The organism is Bradyrhizobium sp. th-b2 (genome assembly GCF_000426785.1).
Taxonomy (GTDB): domain Bacteria; phylum Pseudomonadota; class Alphaproteobacteria; order Rhizobiales; family Xanthobacteraceae; genus Bradyrhizobium; species Bradyrhizobium septentrionale.
On record NZ_AUGA01000016.1, the window covers coordinates 94,413 to 115,293 of the forward strand.

Annotated in this window: 22 protein-coding genes and 1 pseudogene; 12 read left to right on the forward strand and 11 right to left on the reverse strand. The window is 64.0% G+C overall.

Translation table 11 applies throughout. The features are described from left to right. Positions 1–18 precede the first annotated feature (18 nt). From rsmG to mnmE, 3 genes are all read right to left on the reverse strand, one after another. The gene (gene rsmG / locus K359_RS0120180) at positions 19–684 is read right to left on the reverse strand and encodes a 16S rRNA (guanine(527)-N(7))-methyltransferase RsmG (protein WP_029080969.1); all 666 of its coding nucleotides are present in this window, start codon (positions 682–684) and stop codon (positions 19–21) included. 91 nt (positions 685–775) lie between these two features. Then, a complete protein-coding gene (mnmG, locus tag K359_RS0120185; protein WP_029080970.1) occupies positions 776–2,686 on the reverse strand; it encodes a tRNA uridine-5-carboxymethylaminomethyl(34) synthesis enzyme MnmG in 1,911 nt (636 codons plus the stop codon). A 259-nt stretch (positions 2,687–2,945) separates the two neighbouring features. Next, positions 2,946–4,271, reverse strand: a complete 1,326-nt coding sequence (gene mnmE / locus K359_RS0120190; protein WP_029080971.1) for a tRNA uridine-5-carboxymethylaminomethyl(34) synthesis GTPase MnmE — start codon at positions 4,269–4,271, stop codon at positions 2,946–2,948. Here mnmE and K359_RS0120195 point away from each other — a divergent pair. Beyond that, positions 4,171–4,410 carry a hypothetical protein gene (locus tag K359_RS0120195; protein ID WP_245284669.1) on the forward strand — a complete coding sequence of 80 codons (240 nt, stop codon included), beginning with the start codon at positions 4,171–4,173 and terminating at the stop codon, positions 4,408–4,410. The genes mnmE and K359_RS0120195 overlap by 101 nt on opposite strands. Positions 4,411–4,553: 143 nt before the next feature. Here the strand turns inward: K359_RS0120195 and rho are convergent, their stop codons facing one another. Both rho and hemJ read right to left on the reverse strand, forming a co-directional pair. Continuing rightward, positions 4,554–5,819 carry a transcription termination factor Rho gene (rho, locus tag K359_RS0120200; protein WP_021078151.1) on the reverse strand — a complete coding sequence of 422 codons (1,266 nt, stop codon included), beginning with the start codon at positions 5,817–5,819 and terminating at the stop codon, positions 4,554–4,556. A gap of 250 nt (positions 5,820–6,069) precedes the next feature. Then, entirely contained in the window at positions 6,070–6,492 is a 423-nt protein-coding gene (hemJ, locus tag K359_RS0120205; RefSeq protein WP_029080973.1) for a protoporphyrinogen oxidase HemJ, read from the reverse strand. Positions 6,493–6,949: 457 nt separating this feature from the next. Here hemJ and K359_RS0120210 point away from each other — a divergent pair, with 457 nt between their 5' ends. Genes K359_RS0120210 through dnaQ form a run of 4 tightly spaced genes read left to right on the forward strand, consistent with a single transcriptional unit; the run spans position 6,950 to position 9,797 of the window. Then, positions 6,950–7,786, forward strand: coding sequence for a pyruvate, water dikinase regulatory protein (locus K359_RS0120210; RefSeq protein WP_029080974.1), 837 nt, complete (start codon positions 6,950–6,952; stop codon positions 7,784–7,786). A gap of 10 nt (positions 7,787–7,796) precedes the next feature. Continuing rightward, the gene (locus tag K359_RS0120215) at positions 7,797–8,405 is read left to right on the forward strand and encodes a Maf family protein (RefSeq protein WP_029080975.1); all 609 of its coding nucleotides are present in this window, start codon (positions 7,797–7,799) and stop codon (positions 8,403–8,405) included. 41 nt (positions 8,406–8,446) lie between these two features. After that, a complete protein-coding gene (gene coaE, locus K359_RS0120220) occupies positions 8,447–9,046 on the forward strand; it encodes a dephospho-CoA kinase (protein WP_029080976.1) in 600 nt (199 codons plus the stop codon). Between the two features lie 28 nt (positions 9,047–9,074). Continuing rightward, complete coding sequence (gene dnaQ, locus K359_RS0120225) at positions 9,075–9,797, forward strand: DNA polymerase III subunit epsilon (protein WP_029080977.1); 723 nt, start codon at positions 9,075–9,077, stop codon at positions 9,795–9,797. A gap of 146 nt (positions 9,798–9,943) precedes the next feature. Here the strand turns inward: dnaQ and secB are convergent, their stop codons facing one another. Then, complete coding sequence (gene secB, locus K359_RS0120230) at positions 9,944–10,432, reverse strand: protein-export chaperone SecB (protein ID WP_029080978.1); 489 nt, start codon at positions 10,430–10,432, stop codon at positions 9,944–9,946. A 422-nt stretch (positions 10,433–10,854) separates the two neighbouring features. Between secB and K359_RS0120235 the strand changes: the two genes are divergently transcribed. From K359_RS0120235 to K359_RS0120245, 3 genes are read left to right on the forward strand one after another with little or no spacing between them, the layout of a single operon-like run. Further along, entirely contained in the window at positions 10,855–11,559 is a 705-nt protein-coding gene (locus K359_RS0120235) for a Tim44/TimA family putative adaptor protein (RefSeq protein WP_029080979.1), read from the forward strand. After that, a complete protein-coding gene (locus K359_RS0120240) occupies positions 11,537–13,153 on the forward strand; it encodes an MltA domain-containing protein (protein WP_371261171.1) in 1,617 nt (538 codons plus the stop codon). Before K359_RS0120235 ends, K359_RS0120240 begins: the two co-directional genes overlap by 23 nt. Beyond that, positions 13,150–13,740, forward strand: a complete 591-nt coding sequence (locus K359_RS0120245; RefSeq protein ID WP_029080981.1) for a Smr/MutS family protein — start codon at positions 13,150–13,152, stop codon at positions 13,738–13,740. Before K359_RS0120240 ends, K359_RS0120245 begins: the two co-directional genes overlap by 4 nt. An 18-nt stretch (positions 13,741–13,758) precedes the next feature. Here the strand turns inward: K359_RS0120245 and K359_RS0120250 are convergent, their stop codons facing one another. The 5 genes and pseudogenes from K359_RS0120250 to hslV all read right to left on the reverse strand — a co-directional run bounded on the left by K359_RS0120250 (position 13,759) and on the right by hslV (position 18,043). Next, positions 13,759–14,889, reverse strand: coding sequence for a hypothetical protein (locus K359_RS0120250; protein WP_035976805.1), 1,131 nt, complete (start codon positions 14,887–14,889; stop codon positions 13,759–13,761). 148 nt (positions 14,890–15,037) lie between these two features. Next, entirely contained in the window at positions 15,038–16,342 is a 1,305-nt protein-coding gene (gene hslU / locus K359_RS0120255; RefSeq protein WP_029080983.1) for an ATP-dependent protease ATPase subunit HslU, read from the reverse strand. Between the two features lie 61 nt (positions 16,343–16,403). Then, a complete protein-coding gene (locus tag K359_RS0120260; protein ID WP_029080984.1) occupies positions 16,404–17,000 on the reverse strand; it encodes a DUF2585 domain-containing protein in 597 nt (198 codons plus the stop codon). Continuing rightward, a pseudogene (locus K359_RS52475) lies at positions 16,997–17,483 on the reverse strand (GNAT family N-acetyltransferase). Before K359_RS52475 ends, K359_RS0120260 begins: the two are co-directional and overlap by 4 nt. A 2-nt stretch (positions 17,484–17,485) precedes the next feature. Further along, the gene (gene hslV / locus K359_RS0120270) at positions 17,486–18,043 is read right to left on the reverse strand and encodes an ATP-dependent protease subunit HslV (protein WP_024583062.1); all 558 of its coding nucleotides are present in this window, start codon (positions 18,041–18,043) and stop codon (positions 17,486–17,488) included. A gap of 244 nt (positions 18,044–18,287) precedes the next feature. Here hslV and hisB point away from each other — a divergent pair, with 244 nt between their 5' ends. From hisB to hisA, 4 genes are all read left to right on the forward strand, one after another. After that, positions 18,288–18,881: an imidazoleglycerol-phosphate dehydratase HisB gene (gene hisB / locus K359_RS0120275; protein ID WP_029080985.1), complete on the forward strand. Its 594-nt coding sequence runs from the start codon at positions 18,288–18,290 to the stop codon at positions 18,879–18,881. An 87-nt stretch (positions 18,882–18,968) separates the two neighbouring features. Beyond that, positions 18,969–19,499, forward strand: a complete 531-nt coding sequence (locus K359_RS0120280) for a DUF2628 domain-containing protein (RefSeq protein WP_029080986.1) — start codon at positions 18,969–18,971, stop codon at positions 19,497–19,499. Beyond that, positions 19,496–20,146, forward strand: coding sequence for an imidazole glycerol phosphate synthase subunit HisH (gene hisH / locus K359_RS0120285; protein ID WP_029080987.1), 651 nt, complete (start codon positions 19,496–19,498; stop codon positions 20,144–20,146). Before K359_RS0120280 ends, hisH begins: the two co-directional genes overlap by 4 nt. Continuing rightward, positions 20,143–20,874, forward strand: a complete 732-nt coding sequence (hisA, locus tag K359_RS0120290) for a 1-(5-phosphoribosyl)-5-[(5-phosphoribosylamino)methylideneamino]imidazole-4-carboxamide isomerase (protein WP_029080988.1) — start codon at positions 20,143–20,145, stop codon at positions 20,872–20,874. The genes hisH and hisA overlap by 4 nt, the downstream gene beginning before the upstream one ends. The last annotated feature ends 7 nt before the right edge of the window (positions 20,875–20,881 follow it).

The following is a 20,881-nucleotide window of genomic DNA, read 5'->3' on the forward strand; positions in this document are numbered from 1 at the left end:
TTGCTCTTGCGGAGTCCCCTAGCGCCGCTCGATTGACCCGAGTTCGACGATCCAGCCCTGTCCGCCGGTACGGCTGGCGTGTAGCTTTGGCTCAATAATCCAATATTTAGTGGCCTCGGTCAATTCGGCCTCTACATCTTGACCCTTCAAAAACAGCGCCTTGGCGCCCTTTTTGACCCACGGCTCCGCAAAGCCGATCAGTTGATGTAACGGAGCCAGCGCCCGCGCGGTGACGCAATCGATGGGCCCTGCGATTCTATCCACAGTATCCCCGATATCAGCCAGATGCACCGTCCCCGGTGACACCGTCACTCTGACAGCCTCGCGCAAGAATGCGGCCTTCTTGGCGATTCGCTCAACCAGATGGATCGAAGCGCCTGATGTCTCGGCCAAAGCACAGGCCAGCACGACGCCGGGAAAACCGCCGCCGCTGCCGAGATCGACCCAGGACTTTGCCGTTGGCGCGAGGCTGAGAAGCTGCAGCGAGTCGGAGATATGACGGGTCCAGAGGTTTGGCAGGGTGGAGGGCGCGACGAGATTGGTCTTCGCCTGCCATTCAAGGAGAAGGGCGATGTAGCGGTCGAGCCGCGCCTCTGTTTCACGTGAAACAGGGGTGAGCGCGAGCGCTGCCGCCTTGTCGTTGGCGGAGACGGTGAGTTCTGCGGGTTGCGAGGCTGGGGCCATTCTGGGCGTAGGTCGGGCTGTCTGAACGAAAGGGAAGTAGACCGCGGGCTCGGAGGCGATGGAATCGCCTCCGCCCTGCAAAGATAAGCGCTCAGCGCCCACGTTTCACGTGAAACGTCAGGCCGAGGCTCTTGGCTGATTTCCGTCGCGCTTCGCGCCGCAGATAGGCGGCCAATATACCGAGCGCCGCAGGCGTCATGCCGTCGATCCGGCCCGCCTGCCCGACCGTCCGCGGCTGCGCCTTCTGCAGCTTGGCGCGCGCTTCGTTCGAGAGCCCGGGAACGTCGGCATAGTCGACATCGGTCAGGACCAGGCCCTCGTCGCGCCGGAAGGCGTCGACGTCGGCGGTCTGGCGCTTCAGATAGACATCGTATTTGGCATCGATCTCGAGATGCACCGCGATAACAGGGTCAATGGCAGACAGCTCCGGCCAGATCGCCTGGACCGCGGGCCATTCAATGTCGGGATAAGCCAGCAGCTCAAACGCCGAGCGTCGGTGTCCGTCGCGGTTGAGCGACAGCCCGTGCTTGGCCGCTTCGTTGGGGGTGATCGCGAGCGACTTCGCCAAGGTCTTGGCGCCCTCCAGCGCCGCCATCTTGGTCCGGTGACGCTCCGCGCGCGCCGTTCCGACGCATCCGAGTGCGATACCCTTGTCGGTCAGCCGCTGGTCGGCATTGTCGGCGCGCAGCGTCAGCCGGTATTCGGCGCGCGAGGTGAACATGCGATAGGGTTCGGTGATCCCGCGGGTGACGAGGTCGTCGATCATCACCCCGAGATAGCCGTCGGCGCGGTCGAACACGATCGGGTCGGCACCGCCGGCCGCCTGCGCGGCATTAAGCCCGGCGACGATGCCCTGCCCCGCCGCCTCCTCGTAACCGGTGGTGCCATTGATCTGGCCGGCCAAGAAAAGCCCGCGCAGACGCTTGGTCTGCAGGGTCGGATCGAGCTCCCTGGGGTCGACGTGGTCGTACTCGATCGCATAGCCCGGCCGGACCATCTTCACCCGCTCGAGGCCGGGGATGCTGGCGAGGATCGCGAGCTGGACTTCCTCCGGCAGCGAGGTCGAGATGCCGTTGGGATAGACCGTGGTGTCGTCGAGCCCTTCCGGCTCCAGGAAGATCTGATGGCCGTCGCGATCGCCGAACCGGACGATCTTGTCCTCGATCGAGGGGCAATAGCGCGGTCCGGAGCTCTTGATCTGGCCGGAATGCATCGGCGAACGATGCACATTGGCCCGGATCACCTCATGCGTCGCCGGCGTGGTCCGGGTGATGCCGCACTGGATCTGTGCCGTCGTGATCCGGTCCGTCATCACCGAAAATGGCTCCGGCGGGTCGTCCCCGGGCTGCATTTCGACCGCGGACCAGTCGATCGTGGTGCCGTCGAGGCGCGGAGGCGTCCCGGTCTTGAGCCGGCCGAGCACAAATCCTGCCCGTTCGAACGAGGCAGACAGGCCCATGGCCGGCGCCTCGCCGACCCGACCCGCCGGCCAGTTCTTCTCGCCGAGATGGATCAGGCCACGCAGGAAGGTGCCGGTCGTGATGACAACCGCACCCGCGGAAAGCTGCCGGCCGTCGCCCAGGCGGATACCGGTCACGCGGCCATCGACGACGATCAGTTCGTCCGCCTCGCCCTCGATGACGCCCAGGTTCGCGGTCTCGGTGATCGCCGCCTGCATCGCGGCGGCATAGAGCTTGCGGTCGGCCTGGGCCCGGGGGCCGCGGACTGCAGGACCCTTCCGGCGATTGAGCATGCGGAACTGGATGCCGCCGGCGTCGGCAACCCGGCCCATCAGGCCGTCCAAAGCATCGACCTCGCGGACCAGATGGCCCTTGCCGAGCCCGCCGATGGCCGGATTGCAGGACATCGCGCCGATCGTCGCAAAATGATGGGTCACCAGGGCGGTCTTCGCGCCCATCCGGGCAGACGCGCTCGCGGCCTCGCAGCCGGCATGGCCGCCGCCGATGACGATGACGTCGAATGAGTCTGCCCTGGGAGTCATGGCGGGACTTCTATCGCGGAGTGATGAAAGCCGGAAGAACGAAGTTGGAGTCGTCAGGCCGAGACCCACGCTGGGGCAGATATGGACTGCTTCCGCCTTCGCTAGGCTTCGGCGGGGCAACTCGCTTCGCGCTCAATGACGGACGGTGGTGTTTCACGTGAAACAGCACGATCACGCCATGCGATTGTTTCACGTGAAACGGGACGGGGGTTCGTTAACCAGATCGAAACCATGCTTCACGTGAAACAGACGGGTGTCGCTACTTCCCTACGCAGAATTCGCGGAAGATGACGTCCAGGATGTCCTCGACATCAACCCGACCGAGCAGACGGCCCAGCGAATAGGCCGCCCTTCGGAGTTCCTCGGCCGCGAGTTCCTCGCCCTGCCCGACCACGTCGATGCTGCGCTGGAGAGATTCGACGGTCTCCTGGAGCAATCCGCGCTGCCGGGTCCGGCTGATCAAACCGCCTTCGCTGGTCGCAAAATAGTCGTGAGCGAAACCGACCAGTGCGGCGATGAGCTCGGAGAGGCCGTCGCCGCGGGCAGCCGAGATCCTGAATTCAGGGTGATTGCCTCCCTCGCCCGACGGAGCCCTGACGAGGTCGATCTTGTTTCGCACCAGCCAGGTTGGCCTCGTGCCGCCATGCCCGACCTTTGCGCCGCCGCTGTCGGCCAGCCACAGCACGAGGTCCGCTTCCGCGGCCCGCGCACGGGCACGGCGGACGCCCTCCTGCTCGACCGGGTCATTGGTCTCGCGGATCCCTGCGGTGTCGATCACCGTGACCGGATAGCCGTCGAGATCGAGTTGCACCTCGATCACATCACGCGTCGTGCCGGCATGCGGCGAGACGATCGCGACCTCGCGCCGGGCGAGCTGATTGATCAGGGTCGATTTGCCGACGTTCGGCGGGCCTGTGATCGCGACCACCAAGCCGTCGCGCAGCCGCTCGCTTTGCCCCTGCCCCGCAAGGACTTCCTTGATTTCATCATGCAGCGTCCGGATCCGCTCGAGCGCCGGTGCGATCAGCTCCGCCGGCACGTCGCCTTCATCGGAGAAATCGATCCCGGCCTCGATCAGCGCCGACGCTGCGATGATCCGCTCGCGCCAGTCCCGCGCGCGATCGCCGAGCAGCCCTTTCAGCTGGCGCAGTGCCTGGCGCCGCTGGCGGTCGGTGTCGGCGTGGATCAGATCGTCGAGGCCTTCGGCTTCGGTCAGGTCGAGCTTGCCGTTCTCGAACGCCCGCCGCGTGAACTCGCCGGGCTCGGCCGGCCGCACATTCTCGAATGCCGCGATCGCGTCGAACATCGCCGACAAAACCGCGCGTCCTCCATGGACATGGAATTCGGCGACATCCTCGCCGGTGGCACTTGCCGGGCCTGGAAACCACAAGACGATCGCGTCATCGATCGGTTGGCGCTTCGAATCGCGAAGCAACGCCCGGGTCGCCATCCGCGGAACCGGCTTCTTCTCGGCCAGGCCAGCAATGACCGACTCGGCCATTGGCCCAGACAGCCTGACGATGGCGATCGCGCTCGGTGGCCGTCCCGAGGACAACGCGAAGATGGTTTGGTCGCGTGGATGCATCGCCTATTTCTTCCAGCAAATCGGCAAAGGCAATGCCGCTTCGATTCCGCACGCCATACCGCAGAATGCTGCGTTGCAGCATCCACGCAACAATTATGCTGCAGAAACCGCCAGCCCAGATTACACCTCAATGATATAAATAATTAATTGTATCAGACATTTGCATGAAAATTGAATGCGCCAAGATGGCCCAATTTATGCTGCACCCTGCTGCAGCAAGTCCGCAGCATGAAAAAGGGCGCCCCGCTTGTGCGGAGCGCCCTATCCTTTTCGGCCGCGGCCTCAGGTGTTCATGGAATCGAAGAATTCCGAGTTGCTCTTGGTGTTCCGGAGCTTGTCGAGCAGGAAGTCGATCGCGTCCATGGTGCCCATCGGATTGAGGATGCGGCGCAGGACGTACATCTTCTTCAGCACCTGCGGATCGGTGATGAGTTCCTCCTTGCGGGTGCCGGAGCGGGCAATATCGATCGCCGGGAAGGTCCGCTTGTCCGAGACCTTGCGGTCGAGGATCAGCTCGGAGTTACCGGTGCCCTTGAACTCTTCGAAAATGACTTCGTCCATGCGGCTGCCGGTATCGACCAGCGCGGTCGCGATGATGGTCAGCGAACCGCCCTCCTCGATGTTGCGCGCGGCACCGAAGAAGCGCTTCGGGCGCTGCAACGCGTTGGCGTCGACACCGCCGGTCAACACCTTGCCGGATGACGGCACCACGGTGTTGTAGGCGCGGCCGAGGCGCGTGATCGAATCGAGCAGGATCACGACGTCGCGGCCGTGCTCGACGAGGCGCTTCGCCTTCTCGATCACCATCTCCGCGACCTGGACGTGACGCACGGCGGGTTCGTCGAAGGTCGACGACACCACCTCGCCCTTCACCGAGCGCTGCATGTCCGTGACTTCTTCCGGACGCTCGTCGATCAGAAGCACGATCAGATAGCAGTCGGGATGATTGGCGGTGATGGAGTGCGCGATGTTCTGCATCAGCACCGTCTTGCCGGTGCGCGGCGGCGCCACGATCAGCGCGCGCTGGCCCTTGCCGATCGGCGCGACGATATCGATCACGCGAGCAGAAAGGTCTTTCTTGGTGGAATCCTCAAGCTCCATGCGAAAACGCTGATTGGGAAACAGCGGCGTGAGGTTGTCGAAATTGACCTTGTGCTTCGACTTTTCCGGATCTTCGAAATTGAGCGTGTTGACTTTCAGCAGCGCGAAATAGCGTTCGCCTTCCTTCGGGCTGCGAATGTGACCTTCGATCGTGTCGCCGGTACGCAGGCCGAAACGGCGGATCTGCGACGGCGAAACGTAGATGTCGTCGGGGCCGGGCAGATAGTTCGCATCGGGCGAACGAAGAAAGCCGAAGCCGTCGGACAGCACCTCGACAACGCCTTCACCGATGATGTCGGTCTCGGCGATCGCCAGCTGCTTGAGAATTGCGAACATCAGCTCCTGCTTGCGCATGGTGCTGGCATTCTCGACCCCGTTCTCTTCCGCAAACGAGACGAGCTCGGCCGGCGTTTTCGATTTGAGGTCCTGGAGTTTGATTTCCCGCATTGGGGTCGTCCTGTGAGGAAGTAGGTAGGGAAGGGGTGCGAGGTGGCTTGGAAAAAGCGGACGCCAAAGGAAGGTCCGCAGGTCTCAGCCAGGAAAGTGCCGTTTGGGCTTCAAACCTGATGCGGCGCCGGCCCGAAAAGAACCGAAACGCGACCACATCCGCCTGCGTGGGGTGGGATAAAACCTATATAGAAAATCGATCCGTCCTTCGCAAGAAGAACTGAAGCATGCTTCCCAGGCATCGCAATGTCTAGAACGGCTTCACGACCACCATGATCACGATCAGGATCATCAGAAGCGTCGGCACCTCGTTGATAATGCGGTAGAATTTCTGGCTACGTCGATTCCGGTCGACGGCGAAATCCTTCACGCAGCGGGACAAAAAGCCGTGGATACCCGACATGACGAGCACCAGCGTAAACTTGACGTGAAACCAGCCCGATAGGTACCAGTGTCCGGCCCAGGCCAGATAAAGCCCGGCCAGCCAGGTCACGATCATCGCCGGGTTGATGATTGCCTTCAAAAGCCGCCGCTCCATGACCTTGAAGGTCTCGGACTGCTTCGAGCCAGCTTCGGCTTCGCAATGATAGACGAACAGCCGCGGCAGATAGAGCATTCCCGCCATCCACGAGATCACGGCAACGATGTGCAGGGCCTTGATCCAGTCGTACATCGCAGGGATGCCTTTCGGGGAACAACTCGGGCGGGGCTCAGGCGGGCTCAGCGTTGCAAGCAATGCGCTGCAAGCGAGGAACGGATACATATCCGCTCACACGGCTTTCCTAAAACTAATTAAGTTTAGAATCTAAGGTTTGAGTCTAAGTAGCGGTGAATTTGACTCATGCAACGCGATCCAGCGGTTCTTGCGGGCTTGTTCACATCCCTCAACATTGCGGCCGGTGGAGACTGGTATCCGGAATCTGTTCCTCTCCTCAATCGGTTGCGCACCTCGGTGGCCAGCTTATCAAGAGACAAATCCACACCGGTTCACTATCATCCTTGCCATGACGTCAAGTTGTCCTTTTCGGCAGTGCTGTGAAGAAAGGGGCGAGATATACAGGGGCCGGGCGGCGGACCCGGATTCTTCTCCTCGACCTCCACAGGGATTCACAGGATAGACAGGGGCTCTGGTGCCGACGACCTCCAACTATTTCCACCTGCATCTGGTGTCTGATTCGACCGGCGAGACGCTGATCACGGTGGCGCGCGCGGTTGCCGCGCAATACGCCAACGTCACTGCGGTCGAGCATGTCTATCCGCTGGTGCGGAGCCAGAAGCAGCTCGATCGCGTGCTCGACGAGATCGAGGAATCGCCCGGCATCGTCCTGTTCACGCTGCTGGAGAAGGACCTGGTCGGCCGGCTCGAGGGCAAGTGCAAGGAAATCAACGTTCCGAGCCTGTCGATCATCGGGCCGGTGATGCAGTTGTTCGAGGCGTATCTGGGGGCCGCGACGACCGGCCGCGTCGGCGCGCAGCACGTGCTCAACGCGGAGTATTTCGCCCGGATCGACGCGCTGAACTACACGATGATCCATGACGACGGTCAGCATGTCGAAGGCCTCGAGGACGCCGACGTTGTCCTGGTCGGCGTGTCCCGTACCTCGAAGACGCCGACCTCGATCTATCTCGCCAACCGCGGCATCCGCACCGCGAATGTGCCGCTGGTGCCGGGCATCCCGTTGCCGCACCAGCTCGAGACCCTGAAGAAGCCCCTGGTGGTCAGCCTGCATGCGACGCCGGAGCGCCTGATCCAGGTCCGGCAGAACCGCTTGCTGACCATGGGCGACCGTGACAACGACACCTATATCGACAAGCAGGCGGTGGCCGACGAGGTCGCCTTTGCCCGCCGGCTGAGCGCGAAATTCAACTGGGCGCTGCTCGACGTGACGCGGCGTTCGATCGAGGAGACGGCGGCCGCGATCATGAAACTCTATAACGACCGCCAGCGCGCGCGGCCGTCGGAGTGATCAAAGCACGATGAGCATTTGGCGCGGCCCCCAGCAGCTGATCCTCGCGTCGCAAAGCCGCGCGCGAAAGATGCTGCTCGAAAACGCCGGGCTCGATTTCGAGGCGCTGCCTGCCGACATCGACGAACGCGCGGTGCAGAAGGATTCCGGCCTTTCCGCGCCGGGCGAGATCGCATCGCTGCTCGCGCGCGAGAAGGCGCTGTTCATTTCAAGGCAGAAGCCGGGCCAATATGTCGTCGGCGCCGATCAGACCCTGGCACTGGGGCAGCGGATGTTCAGCAAGCCTGCCGGCCGCGCGCAGGCCGCCGAGCAGCTCGGCCTGCTCGCCGGGCAGACCCACGAGCTACATTCGGCCGTCGCGGTGGCGCGTGACGGAAGGGCCCTGTTCGACGATGTGAGCGTGGCCCGCATGACGATGCGGCGGCTCGCGGCCGGCGAAATCGAGGCCTATCTCGACGAGGCCGGGGCGTCGGTGACGACCAGCGTCGGCGCCTACCAGCTTGAGCGTCTGGGCGTGCATCTGTTCGAGCGGATCGATGGCGACCATTTCACCATTCTCGGCCTGCCGCTATTGTCGCTGCTTGCGTTCCTGCGCCGCGAGAAGCTGCTCGCGGTGTGAGGCGCATGGTGACGGAGAGATGCTGAACCGATGTTGATACGATGCTGATTCTTGGACTGACCGGCTCGATCGGGATGGGGAAATCCACCACGGCCAAATTATTCATCGAGGCCGGCGTGCCGGTCTACGACGCCGATGCGGCCGTGCATCAACTCTACGAAGGCGAAGCCGCGCCGGCGATCGAAGCCGCTTTTCCCGGCACCACCACCAATGGCAAGGTCGACCGCGCCAAGCTGTCGGCGCGCGTGGTGCACGACGCTGCAGCGATAAAGCAGCTCGAGCAGATCGTGCATCCGATGCTCGGCGCGTCGCGGCAGAAATTCTTTGCCGATGCTGAGGCGGCAGGTGCACCCATCGTCGTCGTCGACATACCGTTGCTGTTCGAGACCGGCGGCGAGAAGCGCGTCGATGCCGTCGTGGTCGTGACGACCTCGCCGGAATTGCAGCGCGAGCGCGTGCTGGCCCGCGGCACCATGGATGCCGCCAAGCTCGACGCCATCATCGCCAAGCAGATGCCGGACGCTGAGAAGCGCAAGCGCGCGGATTTCATCGTGGATACCTCGCACGGACTTGATCCGGTGCGGGCGCGTATCCGCGACATTCTGGCCGAGGTTGCTAAGATGCCGAAGCGGCGCACCTGATTCGCCGCTTTTCGGATTGCTTCAAATCATGCGCGAAATCGTTCTCGATACCGAAACCACCGGCCTCGATCCGCTGCGCGGCGACCGGCTGGTCGAGATCGGCTGCGTCGAGATCTTCAACCGCATGCCGACCGGTCAGACCTACCACGTCTACATCAATCCCGAGCGCGACATGCCGGCGGAAGCGTTCGCCGTGCACGGGCTGTCGACCGAGTTCCTGGCCTCCAAGCCGCTGTTCAACGAAGTGGTCGACGATTTCCTGGCCTTCATCGGCGATACGCCGCTGGTGATCCACAACGCGTCGTTCGACATCAGCTTCATCAATGCCGAGCTCGATCGCATCAAGCGGAAGGTGATCCCGAAGGACCGGCTGGTCGACACGCTGCTGCTGGCGCGCCGCAAGCATCCCGGCGTGTCGAACCGGCTCGACGACCTCTGCTCGCGCTATCAGATCGACAATTCCCGCCGCACCAAGCACGGCGCGTTGCTCGACTCCGAGTTGCTGGCCGAGGTCTATATCGACCTGATCGGGGCGCGGCAGTCGCAGCTCATCCTGGCGTCGGAAACCTCCGATGCGCGCGCGGGCAGCCATGGTGATTCGCCGCGGCGGCAGCGCGAGACCCCGCTGCTGGCGCGCGTCACTGACGCGGATCGGGAAGCCCATCGGGCCTTCGTTGCCACGCTCGGCGACAAGCCGCTCTGGAATGATTATCTGCCGCCGCCAGCGCCAGCTGAAGCCCCGGCGGCTTGATCAGACAGTACTGCGATTTCCGTCATCCTGAGGAGCCGCGAAGCGGCGTCTCGAAGGATGAACGGCCCAGCCGGTGGCCCGTCGATCCTTCGAGACGCGCTTCGCGCTCCTCAGGATGACGGGGTAAGTCTCTCGAACTTTCCGGATCAGCTCGGCTTGACGCCCGAGGCGGCCTGGGCGGCGGCCTGGCGCTCCATGTTCTGACGGTAGAGACCGAGGAAATCGACGGGGTCGAGCAAAAGGGGCGGGAAGCCGCCGTCGCGGACCGAGGTCGCGACGATTTCGCGGGCGAACGGGAACAGCAGCCGCGGGCACTCGATCATGACCAGCGGGTGCAGGTTCTCCTTCGGCACATTCACGATCCGGAACACACCGGCATAGGCGAGATCGAAGCTGAACATCACCTTGCCCGCCGTCTCGGCTTTGCCCTCGACTGAAAGGATCACCTCGTACTCGTTTTCCGACAGGTTGTTGGCGGAGACGTTGATCTGAATGTTGATCGCCGGCTGCTGCTGCTGCTGGCCGAGCGAGGCGGGCGCATTCGGGTTCTCGAACGACAGGTCCTTGGTGTACTGCGCCAGCACGTTGAGCTGGGGAGGGGCCTGTTCGACGGGGGCGCCGTTGCCATTGGTCATGAAATGTCTCCTGGAGCAGCGCTCGATGGACAGAGTGTCCGACGGCACGCGTTAAGGTGTTGGGAATGCCGATGCCGGGCGAGTGGCTATCATAGGCCCGGCTCGGTCCACAAGCAGGACGAGCGAGCGCGCCGGGGCGGGGGTGCGGCCAAATTCCTTGGCAAAGCGCTGCCGGCGCAACTCCGCCCAATCTCTTAACAGCTTCCTAAATTATTGAAGATGCGCGATTTCCTGAAAGGAACGGGTTTCCCCCCGGGGTTAAAACGCGCTACACTTGCCCGTGCCAAAAAGCGCCATTGGCCGGGCATAGTTTCGTGCCTACATGCTGCGGACTCAAACGGTGATGTAATCTCTGCCGTTCCCGACCGGGAACGCTTTGACCCCCGGCCGGTTGCCGGCAGAGACCAGAAAGCGAATTCGACGTGGATATCTACACCATCATCTTCCTGGCGCTGGCCGTGTTCATCTTCCTGCGCCTGCGCAGCGTTCTCGGACAGCGCACAGGAAGCGAGCGGCCGCCCTATGATCGCGCCGCTCCCAACGTCTTGCAGCGTGGCCAGGATAACAACGTCGTGCCGATGCCGGGATCGGTCATCGACCAGCCACCGCCGGTGCCGTCAGCCGAGCCGGCGGAACCTTCCGACCGCTGGAAGGGCACTGCCGAACCGGGCACGCCGCTCGCGCAGGGTCTCGACGCTGTTGCTGTCCAGGACCCCTCGTTCGATCCGCAGCATTTCCTCTCAGGCGCCCGCTCGGCCTATGAAATGATCGTGCTGGCCTTCGCCAATGGCGATCGCCGCGCGCTGCGCGACCTGCTGTCGACCGAGGTCTATGAAAGCTTCGAGACCGCGATCAAGGATCGCGAGAAGCACGAGCAGAAGACCGAGACGCGGTTCGTTTCGATCGACAAGGCCGAGATCGTCAGCGCCGAGGCGCGCGATCGCTCGACCCAGCTCACCGTCCGTTTCGTGTCGCAGATGATCTCGGTGACGCGCGACAAGGCGGGCACCATCGTCGACGGCAGCCCGGACAAGGTCGCCGACATCACCGACATCTGGACATTCGCCCGCGACTCGACTTCCCGCGATCCGAATTGGAAGCTGGTTGGCACTGGAAGCGCTCACTAAACATCTCAGCTACGGGCGCCTCGCCGTCGCGTGCTGCGCGCTCGCGGTGCTGTGCTCTACCGCGGCGATCGCCGCGCGTTACCGGTCGAGCCGGCACCCGCCGCCGCGGCACGAGCATTCTCACCCGATCCCCTATCCCAATCTGGAATTGCCGCTGCAGGTCAGCGGCAGCCAGTATGAGCCGCTCGCCTGGGCCAATGTCTCCGGCTGGAGCGACGACGACCATCTTGCCGCCTACAAGGCGTTTCGCACCAGCTGCAAGCCGATCGCGGCCCAGCAGGGCGCGCCGGCGGACTCCAAGGCGCTCGGCAGCTCGCTGCGCGATCCCTGCCGGATCGCCAAGGGGCTCGAGCTCGGCGACGGCGTCAAGGCCAAGGAGTTCTTCGAGCAGAATTTCGTCCCGCTGCGCATCTCGCGGCTCGGCGAGGACGCCGGCTTCGTCACCGGCTACTACGAGCCGGTGCTCGAGGGATCGCGGACCCGGACCGACGTCTACAACGTTCCGGTCTATCGCCGCCCCTCCAACCTGTTCGTGCGCGGCAAGACGCAGGACTCCGTTGGCCTGCCCAATGGCGGCGCGGTGTACCGCAAGATCGGCCGCCGCAAGCTCGTGCCCTATTACGACCGCGCCCAGATCGAGGATGGCGCGATCGCCGGCCGCGGGCTCGAGCTCGCCTGGCTGAAGAGCCAGACCGATCTCCTGTTCGCGCAGATCCAGGGCTCGGCGCGGATCAAGTTCGAGGACGGCACCACGCTGCGCATCAATTACGACGCGCATAACGGCTTTCCCTATACGGCGGTCGGCCGCGCCCTGATCGATCGTGGCATCATCCCGAAGGACCAGATGTCAATGCAGAAAATCAGGGAGTGGATGGAGCAGAACCCTGACGGTGCCAACGAGCTGCGGCGGTCGAACCGCTCCTACGTGTTCTTCCGGCAGGTCCCGCTGTCCGACAAGGACGAGGCCGTCGGCGCGCAGGGCGTGCCGCTGACGCCGGGCCGCTCGATCGCAGTCGACAAGGCGCTGCATGTCTACGGTACGCCGTTCTTCATCGCCGGCGAGTTGCCGATCGATTCCGAGCAATCGAAGACGCCGTTCCACCGGCTGATGATCGCGCAGGACACCGGATCGGCGATCGTCGGCCCGGCGCGCGCCGATCTCTATTTCGGCGCCGGCGCCGACGCCGGCAAGGTCTCGGGCCGGCTGCGGCACAACATGCAGTTCGTCATGCTGGTGCCCAGGGGTCTCGACCCCGTCGCGCGCGGCCACAAGCTGCCGATCCCGGACGAACGGCCCTCGGCCAGGATCGCAAAACTGTTTCCGCAGACCGATCCGCAGAAGGACCAGCCGGCGGCGAAGGCTGCGGATGTGCCGACGGCAGGCCTCGCCAAGGGGCCGACGAAAGACGCGGCCAATCATGCCGCCCAGACCTCGGCCGCGAAAGATGCCGTGTCTCCGGCGCCGGCTGCAACGACCTCTGTTGCACAGGCGGCGCCTGTGGCAGAACCGGTGCCGTTGCCGGTAGCCCGGCCTGACATTCCGCAACCGGAGAAGCGGCGCTATCGGCGCACTCGCCATCACCGCGATCAATGAAACGACCCGCGCCGATCCCCGATCTGTCCGCTCCGTCGCGGCGCAAGCGTGCGCTGAGCGAAGAGGAGCGTGCGCTCTGGGAGAGCGTGGCGAAACAGGTCAAGCCGCTGCGCAAGCGACCGGCCGCTGCCAAGGCACATGCCGCTGCCTCTGACCCGGCCACCCATCACGCCGCGGCGAAACCCATTCCGGTCAAGCCGGTCAATTCAGTCAAGGCTGCGCCGCCGCCGCGCCCGCAAGCGCCGCCGCTGGCACCGATCGGCCGCCGCGAGCGGGCAAAGCTGTCGCGTGGCCGGCAGGAGATCGATGCCCGGCTCGATCTCCACGGCATGACGCAGATCCGCGCGCATCGCGTGCTGTTCACTTTCCTGCAACGCGCGCACAGCGACGGGCTCACCTTCGTGCTCGTCATCACCGGCAAGGGCAAGGTCGGCGGGCTCGATTCCGAACGCGGCGTGCTGCGCCGCCAGGTGCCGGAATGGCTCAGCCTGCCGGAATTCCGCTCGCTGGTGGTCGGCTTCGAGGAAGCGCATATCGGCCATGGCGGCGAAGGCGCGCTTTATGTGCGCGTCCGGCGCGCGCGCTGAGCACGATCGACGGAAAGATCAGAACGGCCGGACGATCCCAACGCGCGGGATCAGCGTGACGATCCAGCCTGACATCGTCGTCTTGCGATCGTCTGAGGAGATCAGCGGCACGTCCTTCGCCGTCGGCAGCATCTTCACGGCGTGCAGCATCAGGAACATGCAGACCGCCCAATTCGAGATCCAGCGCGAATAGTCGAACACGGTCACGAACATCACGAAATAGCCGGCGCTGATCGCGGCGAGCGCTGACATCACGATCCGACGATGCAGTTCGCTCGCGAGCGCTTCGATCAGCCGTGCGAAATAGCGCCACAGCGGTGCGTGCAGCCCGATCAAGAGGGCAAAGACCGGAACGCCGAGGATGTTCGAGGGCATGCGCGCCCAGGTGTCGGCGAACTCTTTCGACAGCGGCTGGTACCAGATATAGCCGAACTCCAGCAGGTCGGTCCGCGACGGATCGGCCATCCGGCTTTGCAGATGGCGGATGAACTCGTCATAGGGCACGTCGATCGTGCCGGCGAACTGCGCAACCAGGAACAGGATGCCGACCGCGGCAAGCGCCACGAGTCCGATGGCGGCGTTCCGCGGCGTCACGCGTTGCATCAGGTAGAAGCGCAGCACAACGATGGCGGCAATCGTCGGCACATACATCAGGACGAAGATGTGATGGACCAGGATCAGCAGGATCGAGAACAGCGCCGCGATCACCACGTACACGACCGAGCGTGCCGGGATCAGCAGCAGCACGATCGCGAGCGCGCAGCCATAGATGTCGAAATGGCCGAGCGTGTGCATGAAATTCTTCAGGAAGAACGGCGATCCCGCAATGAAGACGAACAGCGGCCAATGCGCGTCGTCGAAGCCGAATGTCCGCTGAAACAGCCTGATGAACAGGCCAAGCGTGATCAGCCAGATCGCGCCGGCCAGCGCGAACACCAGCCACACCGGCACCTTGTCGGTGAACAGCGAGACGATCGCGCCGACCAGCGCGCGTTTGGTGAAGCCGTAATGATAATCGACCAGCAGATGGATGTAGGGGACGAAGGGCGGCAGCGCGATCTTGTGCAGGAACACCCCGACCAGCACAGCCGCGTTGACGGCCAGCATCAAGCGCCAGGGGTTTTGCCACCGTCCCACGTTCAAACTCATTGTCGTCCCGGCCAAGCGAAGCGCGAGCCGGGACCCATAACCACAAGTCTGCGTTTGAGGAACGCTGGGGCTGCAGCTTGCTTCAACAACGGGCGCCGGTGGTTATGGGTCCCTGCTTTCGGAGGGACGACGATTTTAGCTGTACTGCCTACAAAATAAACCGGCTCAGATCGGCGTTCTTGGCGAGGTCGCCGACATGCTTGGTGACGTAGTCGGCGTCGACCTGGATGGTCTCGCCGTGGCGATCGGGCGCGGTGAAGGAAATCTCGTCCAGCACCCGTTCCATCACGGTCTGCAGCCGCCGCGCGCCAATGTTCTCGACCGTGGAATTGACCGCGACCGCGACGTCGGCCAGCGCGTCGATCGCGCTGTCGGTGATGTCGAGCGTGACGCCCTCGGTCTTCAACAGCGCGACATATTGCTTGATCAGCGACGCTTCCGGCTCGGTCAGGATCCGGCGCATGTCGTCGCGCGACAGCGCCTGCAGCTCGACGCGGATCGGCAGGCGGCCCTGCAATTCGGGCAAGAGGTCCGAAGGCTTGGCGATGTGGAACGCGCCCGAGGCGATGAACAGGATGTGGTCGGTCTTGACCGCGCCGTGCTTGGTCGAGACCGTGGTGCCCTCGATCAGCGGCAACAGGTCGCGCTGCACACCCTCGCGCGAGACGTCGCCGCCCTGGCGGTTCTCGCGCACGCAGATCTTGTCGATCTCGTCGAGGAAGACGATGCCGTTGTTCTCGACCGCGCTGATCGCCTCCTGCACCAGCTGATCGGTGTCGAGCAACTTGTCGGATTCTTCGTTGACGAGGATCTCGTGCGAGCCTTCCACCGTCAGGCGGCGGGTCTTGCTGCGGCCGCCCATCTTGCCGAAGATGTCGCCGAGCGAAATTGCACCCATCTGGGCGCCGGGCATGCCGGGGATCTCGAACATCGGCATGCCGCTGCCACCCGACTGCGTCTCGATCTCGATTTCCTTGTCGTTGAGCTCGCCGGCGCGCAGCTTCTTGCGGAACGACTCCCGCGTCGCCGGGCTCGATCCCGGGCCGACCAGCGCATCCAGCACACGCTCCTCGGCGGCCAGCTGGGCACGGGCCTGGACGTCCTTGCGCTTGCGCTCGCGGGTCTGCGCGATCGCCACCTCGACGAGGTCGCGGACGATCTGCTCGACGTCGCGGCCGACATAGCCGACCTCGGTGAACTTGGTCGCCTCGACCTTGAGGAACGGCGCGCCGGCAAGCTTGGCCAGCCGCCGCGCGATTTCGGTCTTGCCGACGCCGGTCGGCCCGATCATCAGGATGTTCTTGGGCAGAACCTCCTCGCGCAGGGAACCGGCAAGCTGCAGACGCCGCCAGCGGTTGCGCAGCGCAATCGACACTGCGCGCTTGGCGTCGGTCTGGCCGACGATGAAGCGGTCTAGTTCAGAAACGATTTCGCGGGGGGAGAAGTCGGTCATTGGCTCTAGCTAGGTTGAAATCGCGGTCTCGGCAAGCGGCGGTCTGCCAAGGCATGATCCGCTAAAGGATGGGCGGCCCTGCCTGCCACTGCCTGATCGCCTCGAACGGGTGGATCAGCATGGTGATGTTCAGTGTCAAATTGTCGCGAATGTGGAGCAGCATCACGATTTCGAACAGGACGCCGAGCGCGACGGTTACGGCGATCGGCAGCTTGCGCGCCAGCAGGAAGCCTAAAACCATCGCAAGCGTGTCCGATACCGAATTGACGATGGTATCGCCATAATAGTCCAGCGAGATGGTGCCGGCGCGGTAGCGCTCGATGATCCAGTTGGAGTTTTCGACGAGCTCCCAGCTGCCCTCGATCAGCATCGCGACAATCAGCCGCCCCGGCCAGGTGAGGCGCGGCAGCAGGAGGAAGGTCAGGCCGTAGAACAGCAGGCCGTGCAGTACATGCGACAGCGTGTACCAATCGGCGATGTGCTGCGAATTCTCCGAGCTCTGCACCGTGCCGTGCCAGAGTTTGACATAGCCGCAGGCGCAGATCGGCAAGCGGCCCATCGCATGGAGCAGCGCCGCCTGCAGCGCGAGCACCGCGGCCGCGATCGCCAGCCATTGCCAAGCTGAAATGCCGGTGACGGGGTTGCGCGCGAGCGTCATGCGTCGCGCGCCATCAGAAGCGCCGGACCGTCAGGCGTCTCGACCATGCGCAGCTTCTGAAAGCCGGCCTTCTCATAGGCGCGGATCGCGCGCGGGTTCTCCGGATCGGGATCGGTGACGATGCGTGGCGCGCCTTGCGCCAGTCGCTCGTCGACAAAGGCGCGGATCAGCGCCGAGCCGCGGCCGCCCACCATCATCGTCGGCTCGCCGATGAAGAGATCGATGCCGCGCGTGCCGGCCGGATGCGTGCCGAAGCCGGAATTCCACGCCGTCAGATCATAGCACTGGATGTAGCCGATATCGCCCTCCTCGGTCGCGACGATGAACTGGTCCATTGCCGGCTCGTCGAGGTCGCCGCTGACCAGCGCATATTGCTCGGCCGGATCGCCCCACCATTCCCGGACATGCGGCAACGCCAGCCACCGCCTGATCTGCGGCAGGTCGTCCACGCGTCATTGGTCGGAAGCTGAAGGAGCCGGCCATGCTCAGCCGCCGATCGTCTCGATCGTCACGTTCCGGTTGGTGTAGACGCAGATATCGGCGGCGATATCGAGCGCGCGGCGGACGATGGTTTCGGCATCCTTGTCGGTGTCGACCAGGGCGCGGGCGGCGGCGAGGGCATAATTGCCGCCGGAACCGATCGCCATGACGCCCGACTCGGGCTCCAGCACGTCGCCGGTACCGGTCAGCACCAGGGAGACGTCCTTGTCGGCCACGATCATCATGGCCTCCAGCCGGCGCAGATAGCGGTCGGTCCGCCAGTCCTTGGCGAGCTCGACGGCCGCCCGGGTCAGCTGCCCCGGATATTGCTCCAGCTTGCTTTCCAGCCGCTCGAACAGGGTAAAGGCGTCGGCGGTGGCCCCGGCAAAGCCGCCGATCACGTCGCCCTTGCCAATCCGGCGAACCTTCTTGGCGTTGGCCTTGATCACGGTCTGGCCGATCGAGACCTGCCCGTCGCCGCCGATCACCACCTTGCCGCCCTTGCGGACCGTGCAGATCGTGGTGCCATGCCAGACCGGCAGCTCATTTTGGGATGCTTGCATAGGTTACCTCTCTTCCGGGCAGATTTAGGCGGTCGGGCAGGGGGTTACAATCGGGCGAAATCGGAGCGTTTTCGAGCGAAGTGGGCCCCGGTTCGCGTGAAGAAAACGCGTCAGAACTAAATCGACAAGGAATTTGGGTCACCATGGTCCGAAGTTGGGGCATTTCGAGGTCATCCCGCAGTAGCGAAGGTGACATCAGCCTGTTAAAAGACCGGCGTTTTCGGCACGGGAAAGCTTAATCTTCATGCGCACCGCAACCATCAAGCGCAAGACCAAGGAGACCGACATCGAGGTGACGGTCAACCTCGACGGAGCAGGCGTATCCACGGTTTCGACCGGGATCGGCTTCTTCGACCATATGCTCGACCTCCTGGCCCGCCATTCGCGCATCGACATCACGGTGAAGGCGGACGGCGATCTCCATGTCGATTACCACCACACCACCGAAGACGTCGGGATCGCGCTCGGGCAGGCCGTGAAGCAGGCGCTCGGCAACATGGCCGGCATCACCCGCTACGCCTCGATCCACATGCCGATGGACGAGACGCTGTCGCGCGTCGTGATCGACATTTCCGGCCGTCCGGTACTGGTGTTCAAGGCCGAATTCCCCCGCGACAAGATCGGCGAGTTCGACACCGAGTTGGTGCGCGAATGGTTCAACGCCTTCGCGATGAACGCCGGCGTGACTCTCCACGTCGAGACCCTATATGGCGAGAACAGCCACCATATCGCCGAATCCTGTTTCAAGGGTTTGGCGAGGGCGCTCCGGACGGCGGTCGCGATCGATCCGCGTGCCCAGGGCGAAGTGCCCTCGACCAAGGGTCAGCTCGGCGGCTGATCTCCGGGTGCATGATCCGGAAAAGGTGGTGCCGGTTTTCCGGAAGATCATGCCGTTAAGTAGAGTCCATCCTCGGCGGAGCGTTCGATGCCGGTCTATACAGTGCATGCCCCCGTGGCCAACGGCGCCGATCTTTCGGCGGCCGATAAAATCGTCTTCGTGCGCGACGGCTTCCATTTCTGGGCCGCGGTTGCGGGCGTGATCTGGCTGGCCTGGAACAGGCTCTGGTTGGCGCTGATCGGCTGGCTCGTGCTGACCTTTGCGATCGATTTCGCCCTGGCCAAGCTTGGCGTCGGCCGCGGCGCGATCTTCTTCGTCGACCTGGTGCTGATGCTGTTGCTCGGGCTGGAGGCCGCGACCGTGCAACGCTGGACCCTGTCGCGGCGCAAATGGCGCCAGCTTGACATCGTCGTGGCCGACAATGTGTTGGCCGCCGAGCACCGCTTCTTCGAGCGCTGGAGCGCGCGGCATCGCGGCGTCGTCAATGATCAGCGGTCGGTGGATCGCGGCGCGCCGCCGCCGACCCGGGACGTTCCCGGCCAGTCATTCTCAAAACCGCCGCCGATGCCGCAGGGCGGCATTATCGGATTGTTTCCAGAGCCAGGGGGATCGCGATGACGGTTGCAATCATCGATTACGGCTCCGGCAATCTGCATTCGGCGGCCAAGGCGTTTGAGCGCGCCGCGCGCAGCATGGAGGATCCGCAAGCCATCAAGGTGACGCGCGATCCCGATGCGGTGTATCGCGCCGATCGTATCGTGCTGCCCGGTGTCGGCGCGTTCGCCGATTGCCGCCGCGGCGTCGACGCGGTCGACGGCATGCTGGAAGCGCTCACCGAAGCGGTGCGGGTCAAGGCGCGGCCGTTCTTCGGCATCTGCGTCGGCATGCAGCTGATGGCGACACGCGGCAAGGAGCATGTGATCACCGAGGGCTTCAACTGGATCGCAGGCGATGTCGAGAAGATCGCGCCGCGCGACGAGAGCCTGAAGGTCCCGCATATGGGCTGGAATACGCTCGACATGGTGCGCGAGCATCCGGTGCTGGAGCGGCTGCCGCTCGGGCCGAAGGGGCGTCACGCCTATTTCGTGCACTCCTATCACCTCAACGCCGCCAGCGAGGCGGACGTGCTGGCGCGCGCCGACTATGGCGGGCCGGTGACCGCGATCGTCGGCAAGGACACCGCGATCGGCACCCAGTTTCACCCCGAGAAGAGCCAGCGCTTCGGCCTCGCTTTGATCTCGAATTTCTTGAAGTGGAAGCCGTGATTCTTTTTCCAGCGGTTGATCTGAAGAACGGCCAGTGCGTGCGCCTGGAGCAGGGCGACATGGCGCGCGCCACCGTGTTCAATCTCGATCCGGCGGCGCAGGCGGCGAGCTTCGCTGCGCAGGGCTTCGAATATCTCCACGTCGTCGATCTCGACGGCGCCTTCGCCGGCAAGCCGATGAATGCGAATGCGGTGGAGGCGATGCTGAAGGCCGTCACCATGCCGGTGCAGCTCGGCGGCGGTATCCGCGACCTCAAGACCATCGAGGCCTGGCTCGACAAGGGCATCACCCGCGTTATCATCGGCACCGCCGCGGTGCGCGATCCCGAGCTCGTGAAGGGTGCGGCGAAGACATTCCCCGGCCGGGTCGCGGTGGGCCTCGATGCACGCGACGGCAAGGTCGCGGTCGAAGGCTGGGCCGAGACCTCGCATGTGACGGCGCTCGAGATCGCGCAGCGCTTCGAGGATGCCGGGGTCGCGGCGATCATCTTCACCGACATCGCCCGCGACGGCCTGCTCAAGGGCCTCAACCTCGAGGCGACCATCGCGCTTGCCGATCGCATTTCCATTCCGGTGATTGCTTCCGGCGGCTTTGCCTCAATCGATGATGTCAAGGCACTGCTGGAGCCGCGCGCGAAAAAGCTCGCCGGCGCCATCGTCGGCCGCGCGCTCTATGACGGGCGGCTTGATCCCGCTGCCGCGCTCAAGCTGATCCGCGCGGCCGCCTAGGAGACAG

Coding starts and splice junctions, on each gene's coding strand:
- mnmG (WP_029080970.1), bottom strand. CDS start 2,686: ATGACTCCCAGGGCAGACTCATTCGACGTCATCGTCATCGGCGGCGGC.
- hisH (WP_029080987.1), top strand. CDS start 19,496: ATGACGGTTGCAATCATCGATTACGGCTCCGGCAATCTGCATTCGGCG.
- coaE (WP_029080976.1), top strand. CDS start 8,447: ATGCTGATTCTTGGACTGACCGGCTCGATCGGGATGGGGAAATCCACC.
- K359_RS0120260 (WP_029080984.1), bottom strand. CDS start 17,000: ATGACGCTCGCGCGCAACCCCGTCACCGGCATTTCAGCTTGGCAATGG.
- hslV (WP_024583062.1), bottom strand. CDS start 18,043: ATGCAAGCATCCCAAAATGAGCTGCCGGTCTGGCATGGCACCACGATC.
- rsmG (WP_029080969.1), bottom strand. CDS start 684: ATGGCCCCAGCCTCGCAACCCGCAGAACTCACCGTCTCCGCCAACGAC.
- K359_RS0120195 (WP_245284669.1), top strand. CDS start 4,171: ATGACCGACTCGGCCATTGGCCCAGACAGCCTGACGATGGCGATCGCG.
- secB (WP_029080978.1), bottom strand. CDS start 10,432: ATGACCAATGGCAACGGCGCCCCCGTCGAACAGGCCCCTCCCCAGCTC.
- K359_RS0120215 (WP_029080975.1), top strand. CDS start 7,797: ATGAGCATTTGGCGCGGCCCCCAGCAGCTGATCCTCGCGTCGCAAAGC.
- dnaQ (WP_029080977.1), top strand. CDS start 9,075: ATGCGCGAAATCGTTCTCGATACCGAAACCACCGGCCTCGATCCGCTG.
- K359_RS0120250 (WP_035976805.1), bottom strand. CDS start 14,889: ATGAGTTTGAACGTGGGACGGTGGCAAAACCCCTGGCGCTTGATGCTG.
- K359_RS0120245 (WP_029080981.1), top strand. CDS start 13,150: ATGAAACGACCCGCGCCGATCCCCGATCTGTCCGCTCCGTCGCGGCGC.
- hslU (WP_029080983.1), bottom strand. CDS start 16,342: ATGACCGACTTCTCCCCCCGCGAAATCGTTTCTGAACTAGACCGCTTC.
- K359_RS0120280 (WP_029080986.1), top strand. CDS start 18,969: ATGCCGGTCTATACAGTGCATGCCCCCGTGGCCAACGGCGCCGATCTT.
- hisB (WP_029080985.1), top strand. CDS start 18,288: ATGCGCACCGCAACCATCAAGCGCAAGACCAAGGAGACCGACATCGAG.
- rho (WP_021078151.1), bottom strand. CDS start 5,819: ATGCGGGAAATCAAACTCCAGGACCTCAAATCGAAAACGCCGGCCGAG.
- mnmE (WP_029080971.1), bottom strand. CDS start 4,271: ATGCATCCACGCGACCAAACCATCTTCGCGTTGTCCTCGGGACGGCCA.
- hemJ (WP_029080973.1), bottom strand. CDS start 6,492: ATGTACGACTGGATCAAGGCCCTGCACATCGTTGCCGTGATCTCGTGG.